At 65.6% G+C, this 4,149-nt stretch carries 4 protein-coding genes; 2 read left to right on the forward strand and 2 right to left on the reverse strand.

Annotated features, from left to right (window positions below; all coding sequences use genetic code 11):
- The coding region (locus tag PHP59_RS11655) for a GNAT family N-acetyltransferase (RefSeq protein ID WP_300167185.1) at positions 1-1,249 on the forward strand (1,249 nt) is incomplete at its 5' end.
- Between the two features lie 91 nt (positions 1,250-1,340).
- Positions 1,341-2,984 carry a bifunctional UDP-sugar hydrolase/5'-nucleotidase gene (locus PHP59_RS11660; protein ID WP_300167187.1) on the forward strand — a complete coding sequence of 548 codons (1,644 nt, stop codon included), beginning with the start codon at positions 1,341-1,343 and terminating at the stop codon, positions 2,982-2,984.
- Here PHP59_RS11660 and PHP59_RS11665 read toward each other — a convergent pair.
- Both PHP59_RS11665 and PHP59_RS11670 read right to left on the reverse strand, forming a co-directional pair.
- Positions 2,961-3,728 carry a DUF2115 domain-containing protein gene (locus PHP59_RS11665; protein WP_300167189.1) on the reverse strand — a complete coding sequence of 256 codons (768 nt, stop codon included), beginning with the start codon at positions 3,726-3,728 and terminating at the stop codon, positions 2,961-2,963. The genes PHP59_RS11660 and PHP59_RS11665 overlap by 24 nt on opposite strands.
- Before the next feature lie 53 nt (positions 3,729-3,781).
- Positions 3,782-4,149 (reverse strand): YigZ family protein (locus PHP59_RS11670; RefSeq protein ID WP_300167191.1); only part of this gene is annotated, 368 nt, incomplete at its 5' end.

The following is a 4,149-nucleotide window of genomic DNA, read 5'->3' on the forward strand; positions in this document are numbered from 1 at the left end:
GGACGCACGTGCAACGGCCGCACGCCTCCCCGAGATCCCCACCGCACAGGACGTGATCCTTGTCCATGTCCTCGACCAGGCCGGTGCCCCTCGCATCCCTTTCCTCTCCGGCCATGCGCCCTCGGCCAGGGAGGCGGAGACCGCGCTCGCACAGGAGAGGAACGCCCTCATCGGGTGGGGCCTTGACGCCACCGACCGCCTGGTCGAGGCCGTGGACGGGGACATTGCCGGTGCCATCCTCGCCCTGGCCAGGGAGGAGAGGCCGTCCCTCATCGTCGTGGGCGCACGGGGCAGGAACATCATCAGCGATTTCTTCCTCGGCAGCGTCTCGGCAGGCGTGCTGCGACGGGCGCAGACCCACGTGCTGATCGTCAGGCCGGCAGGCGCGGGCAGAGACGCACTCTTCTCCCGCGTCCTCTGCCCTGTCGACTTCTCGAAGCCCTCCCTGCAGGTCGTATCATTGCTCCCCCGCCTGAAGGTGCCTGAGGCGGTGCTCCTCCATGTGATCACCAGCGCCGAGAGCGAGGAGGAGATGGACACCCGGATCAGGGACGCCGAGGGACGCCTCGCGGAGATCGGAGAGAGGATCAAGGAGAAGGGGATCGGCGTCAGGGCCCTGGTCAGGACAGGAGAGGCGGCCGACGAGATCTGTGCGGCCGCGGAGGAGACGGGCGCCACCCTTGTGCTGCTGCCGCGCCTGGGGAAGACCGACTATATCACCAATATCCCGATCGGAAGCACGGCCGCGGACGTCGCGAAAAGGGCGCGGGTGCCGGTCTGCGTCATCGTCCCGGCCCTGGACCTCGACATCGCGGTCAGGGAGATCGACGCCCGCGAGTTCCCCCTCGTCGATGAGGTCTGGACGCACTACCACAGACAGACGGCCGACCCCGCGACCGACCGGATCTTCGGTCTCCATGTCGAGGGCACCCTGGCGTCTGTGGCAAGGTGCCGGCGCCACCCGAACGGCCTCGAGGTCGACGGTGTCTTCACCCCGCCGGAGTTCAGGGGGCGGGGGTATGCGAAGAGGGTAGTCGAGGCGCTCGTCTCTGCCTGCGGCGGGGAAGACCTGTACATGCACTCGACCCTCGACCTCGTCGGTTTCTACGGCACTTTCGGTTTTGTCTCCATCCCTGAGTCAGGCCTCCCGTCCTCGATCAGGGCGCGGTTCTCCTTTGCCATCGGAGACCTCAAGGGGGCGAACGTGCAGCCGATGATGCGCCCGGCCACAGACAGGCCGTCGTACTAGACGGTCCGCCCTGCCGGAGAAAAGAACAACCATTATTTCCCGGCCTCCCGCATCGATAGGAGTGAAAAAAACATTTTCTCTTTCTCCCGGCATGAAGGTCGGGCTGCTCCTCCTCGCCGCCGCCTTCATCGCCCTCTTCGTCTTCGGTGCGGCATCGTTCCTCCCTCAGGACGACAGGAAAGAGATCGCCGTCATGACGACGGCCGACCTCCACGGCCATATCTTTCCCTATGGAAACGAGACGGGCGTGACCGTCGGCGGCATCGAACGGATCGCTGGCGCAAAAGATACGATCGCGAGAGATGTCGACGGGTGGGTCCTGCTCTCGGCCGGAGACGACCTGACCGGTCCCCTGTATGCCGCCTATGGCGGTGAACCCGAACTGCGGTCCATGAGCCTTGCCGGATATACCGCGGCCTGCCCGGGCAACCATGAGTTCGACTTCGGGGCGGCGCACTATCTGAATGCCACCCGCTATGCCGGGTTCCCTCTCCTCTCGGCAAATCTCAATGTCAGCGACCCGGACCTCGCATCGGTGCTCAGGCCCTCCACCATCATCGAGGTCGACGGGATACGCTGCGGGTTCTTCGGCCTGATCACCCCCGACCTCGCCGTCATCACCAGTCCCGGCCCCAATGTCACCGTCGACTCCGACTATGTCGGCGTGGCCAGGGAAGAGGTCCGGGCCCTCAGGGAGGACGGCGCCGAGATCGTCGTCGCCCTCTCGCATATGGGCACGGCCTGCGACGAGGACCTTGCCAGGCAGGTCGAGGGGATCGACCTCGTCGTCGGCGGGCATGACCATACCTATGTCTGCGAGAGCGTCGGGGGTCCGGGCGGGTGGACGACGGTCATCGTCCATGACGGCAGCCAGGGCGAGCGCCTCGGTGTCCTGACATTCGCGTTCACCGGCGACGGGATCGAGGACTGGCAGTGGGAGACGGTGCCGATGGACGGCGCGGCCGGGTCCGACCGGACAGTCAGCGAGTATCTCGCACCTTTCAGGGCGGCGATGGAAAAGCAGGGAGAGGAGGCGATCGGCGAGAGCACGGTGGCGGTCGACGCCGTGAAGGCAGACCTGCGCAGCCGTGAGATGCCGCTCGGCGACCTGATCGCCGATGCCGGGCTTGCATGGTTCGAGGAGGCCGATATCGCCGTCATCAACAGCGGCGGGATCCGGGGTGACCGCGTCTTCCCGGCAGGCCCGATCACCCATGGGATGCTCTCCGAGGTCCTCCCCTTCGGGAACGAGGTCGTGGTCATCAGAATGAACGGGACAGAGGTGCGTCAGATGCTTGAGATGAGCGCATCAGCCCTCGGCCCTGATTCCCGGGGCATTCAGAAGTCCGGGTTCCTCCAGGTCGGCGGGGCGAGAGTGACCATCGACACGGAGAGGCCGGCATATGCCGCGGTCTATGACGGAAAAGAGGTGCAGGAGGTTTTGTGCGAGGGGTCGAGGGTTGGATCCATCCTCGTCCGGGAGGGCGACGCGTGGGTGCCGGTCGAGGACGATCGGGAGTACACTGTCCTGGTCAACGACTATCTTGCAGGAGGAGGGGACGGGTACGCCCTCTTCGCCGCGATTCCCGATGAGAGGAAACTCAGGACCGGGATCACGGTCATCGAAACCGTCGAAGCATATGTCAGGGTGCAGACGCCCCTCACCCCGACAACAGAGGGGCGGATCACCCTCGCCGGGTCGGGTGCTCCCTCAGCCATGGTAGTTCCGGCGTGACTCTTCGATGAACCCTCTTTTTTCTATCCTCTCCTCTGCACCGGCGCCGTGGAGGGCGCGGCTGCCCGTGTCCTGCCGCGCCGGGCAGAAGGGGCAGAGGGAGTAGGGGACGTCGCCCTCCTTCTCCCGCACAGGGCAGTAATACTCCCCACCCTCCTCATAGACCTCGAGCCCGCCGGGAAAGGGGGTTCCCACCGGGTGCGCCGGGCGGCCGCGGACGTACATCGTGAACGCGGCGAGCAGGTACTTGAGAAAGAAGAGGTCGACGGCTTTTCCGGCCTGCACCCGCGTGCGGCAGGCGGCGGCGACCATCGCCGCATAGGCCGGGAGGTCGGCCGCGACCGGGCCTTCAGGCACTGTCCCATCCCTGCAGAGGAGGAGGAGGTCGTGGTATGCCCCGACCGTCTCCTCCCTCACCTTCGGGATGAGGCGGCGGCGGTACGCGGGGTCAAGAGTCTCTGTCTTCTTTTCGAAGTTCCGCATCATCGCCTCGATATCGGTGATGGAGTACAGGGCGAGTGATCCGGCGATCGTCGCAAGCAGGTCAGCCTCTGTCAGGGCAGCACCGAGTGCGGTGCAGGTCGCCTCGATCTCGCCAGGGGTGACCGCGGCCCTGCCCCGCTCCCGCCCGGCAGGTGCGAGCACCTCCTCCCACATCAGGGACAGTTCGGTCCCCCCGACGGCGTGGGTCACGTCTTCTCGCTCCACGATGCCTGAGAGCCATGCAGACACGAACGATTTCACAGATCGAGGTCGGCGGCCGTGAAGAAAAGAGCGGTGGTACCGGCAGGGCGACGTCACCGATCGACATAGCGTGACGCCGCCCCCTCCCCCGCGTCCCTGAAGGCCCGGGTGACACCGCCGGGGCCGAGTTTGATCCCGCCAAAGACGCGGGAGACGACAAGGACATGACTGTCGAGGGAGTACTTTCTCAGGACTTCGAGGAGGGCCTTGCCCGGATGCCCCACCTCCCTGTCGTTCTTGAAGGACTCGACCGGGACGGCACCGTCCAGGAACCTGACGGCCGCACAGTGGTGGGCGGCGTTCCGGTATTCCTTCCCATGGGACGCAAGGATGCCGTCAAGGTCTGAAGGGGCGTCGATCTCATAGAGGTGGGCGTAGAACCGCGATTTCTTCACCTCGTATTTCACTGCCGCACATTCTT

It is taken from the genome of Methanofollis sp., from assembly GCF_028702905.1.
Classification (GTDB): Archaea; Halobacteriota; Methanomicrobia; order Methanomicrobiales; family Methanofollaceae; genus Methanofollis.